Source organism: Peribacillus sp. P4_C12, assembly GCF_056402095.1.
The window spans coordinates 1-762 of record NZ_JBFUIB010001060.1 but is presented as its reverse complement, the minus strand read 5'-3'; the positions used below and the strand labels follow the sequence as shown (position 1 = coordinate 762).

The following is a 762-nucleotide window of genomic DNA, read 5'->3' as shown; positions in this document are numbered from 1 at the left end:
CATTCCTCCCGTTTGATTCCATGTCACAATCCCACGAAAGGTCAGTCCTTTTACCTTCAAACCAGTTTCTTCAATAATTTCTCGTTCCATCGACTCATCGATTGTTTCACCTGGTTCAATTTTCCCGCCTACACCATTCCATTTATGTTTATTTGGCTCTTTTTTGCGAAAAAGCATTAAGACTTCATTTTTGCCAGATTTTTTTCGAGTAATAAAACAAATATTGTATATAATCTCCATAGCGATTTCCTTTCTATAGCGCACAATATTCGCATCTGCTATATAATTACTTTATACTTAAATAGCGAACCTCTGGGAAGGAGAATTTGTATGAAACTAACAATTTCCGAACAAGCTGCTAAGTGGTATAGCGATGAGTTAGAGCTTCAGGAAGGCTCTCATTTGCGCTTTTATGTAAGATATGGAGGACATAGTTCCCTTCAAAGCGGCTTTTCATTAGGTATCATGATAGAAGAACCTGAAGCTGTGGCAGCGGCAACTACATTGAATAAGATTACTTTCTATGTGGAAGAAAAAGATATCTGGTACTTCGATGGTCACGATTTACTTATCACCTTTAATGAAAAACTAACTGAGCCTGAATTTCATTACGAAAAAAGTGCTTAATACATGCAGCAGCGGTGTAGACTGCTGTTGCAAAATTCCCTATTCAATTGACCAGCCTTTCTTTAATATCCTCGGCTTTAAGAATTTCCTTTTGCCTAGCCCCCAATAGATCAAAATGAGAATAACCATCCTTCC

Annotated in this window: 2 protein-coding genes; one reads left to right on the top strand and one right to left on the bottom strand. The window is 37.5% G+C overall.

The window, feature by feature from the left end; translation table 11 throughout:
• On the bottom strand, nucleotides 1-240 hold a 240-nt coding region (locus tag AC1DUW_RS31285; RefSeq protein ID WP_477644507.1), incomplete at its 3' end, for an NUDIX domain-containing protein.
• A 90-nt stretch (nucleotides 241-330) separates the two neighbouring features.
• Between AC1DUW_RS31285 and AC1DUW_RS31280 the strand changes: the two genes are divergently transcribed.
• Nucleotides 331-627 carry a HesB/YadR/YfhF family protein gene (locus AC1DUW_RS31280; protein ID WP_053345882.1) on the top strand — a complete coding sequence of 99 codons (297 nt, stop codon included), beginning with the start codon at nucleotides 331-333 and terminating at the stop codon, nucleotides 625-627.
• Nucleotides 628-762: the final 135 nt, after the last annotated feature.

Excerpts from the sequence above, each read along its gene's own strand:
- AC1DUW_RS31280 (WP_053345882.1), top strand. The coding sequence starts at position 331 with ATGAAACTAACAATTTCCGAACAAGCTGCTAAGTGGTATAGCGATGAG.